General features: G+C 60.9%; 1 protein-coding gene. It reads right to left on the minus strand.

Annotated features, from left to right (window positions below):
• Nucleotides 1–39 precede the first annotated feature (39 nt).
• Nucleotides 40–1,187 (minus strand): IS3 family transposase gene (locus IB235_RS24695; RefSeq protein WP_370577001.1). Its coding sequence is split into 2 segments (ribosomal slippage): nt 40–917 and nt 917–1,187, totalling 1,149 coding nucleotides; the frame shifts between segments, so codons are not numbered across the junction.
• Nucleotides 1,188–1,267 lie beyond the last annotated feature (80 nt).

The raw sequence follows: 1,267 nt of genomic DNA on the forward strand, positions 1-1,267 counted from the left end.
TGAGCTACTCCCCGTTCCTTGGACAGATTTCCGGCTGATTTAAGCTACTGCCTGCGCCTGCCGATCAGTTTCGATGCTGTTGAAGTAGACCACGGCGGGCGGCTTCCCGCCATGGGCGGTGTGAGGCCGCTGGTGATTGTAGAAGGTGATCCAGCGGCTGATCGCGGCCCTGGCCTGCGAGCCGGTCTCCCAAGCGTGCAGATAGACGCATTCATACTTCAGGGACCGCCACAGGCGTTCAATGAAGACGTTGTCGATGCAACGCCCCCTGCCATCCATCGAGATCCGGGTGCCGACCCGCTTCAAGCGATCAGTCCAGACGAAGGATGTGAACTGCGCACCTTGATCGGTATTCATGATCCCAGGCGCACCGAAGCGGTGGATAGCCTCGTTTAGCGCCTCGACACAGAAGTCAGCTTCCAGCGTGTTCGAGATGCGCCAGGCCAGCACCTTGCGCGTAAACCAATCCATAATGGCGACGAGATAGAGAAAGCCGCGCCGCATCGGCAGGTAGGTGATGTCAGCGCACCAGACCTGGCCCGGTCGATCCACCCGCAACCCGCCCAGCAGATAGGGGTAAGTCTTGTGCCCTTTTCTCGGCTTGCTAGTGTTGGGCTTCTGGTAGATCGGCATCAACCTCATGAGCCGCATCAGCCGCCGGATCCGCTTCTGGTTCACGGCGTGTCCCTCGTTCTGCAGATGCCAGGTCATCTGCCGGACGCCGTAGAAGGGGGTGTCCAGAAACTGCCGGTCGATCTGCCGCATCAGCCCGAGGTTCATCTCAGTCTCGCCCGCCGGCGCGTGATAGAACGACGAGCGCGAGATCGACAGCAGACGGCACTGCGCCCCGATCGACAGCGCGGGATGGCCCCGCTCGATCATTCCGCGCCTCACTTGCCCGTCCACGGCTTGAGCTTTCTGGACAAAAAATCGTTGGCGACAGCCAGCTCTCCGATCTTGGCATGCAGCGACCGAACCGTTTCATCGTCCATCTCCGCCGCGGACTTCTTGTTGCCCCGCTCGAAGATATCCGCAGCCCCGTCGAGCAGGGCCTTCTTCCACTGGTGGATCATCGTCGGATGCACGCCGTATTCGGCCGCCAACTCCGACACAGTGCGCTCGCCTTTCACGGCTTCCAGCGCCACGCGCGCCTTGAAGCCCGCGTCATGGTTCCTGCGTTTCCGCATTCCTGGTCTCCTCGTTCTGGGAGATCAGCAAACGTCAGATCGTAGCTTCCGTCACTGTCCGAGTTCCGGGGAGTAGCTCA

The organism is Paracoccus sp. PAR01, assembly GCF_014851995.1.
Taxonomy (GTDB): Bacteria; Pseudomonadota; Alphaproteobacteria; order Rhodobacterales; family Rhodobacteraceae; genus Paracoccus; species Paracoccus litorisediminis.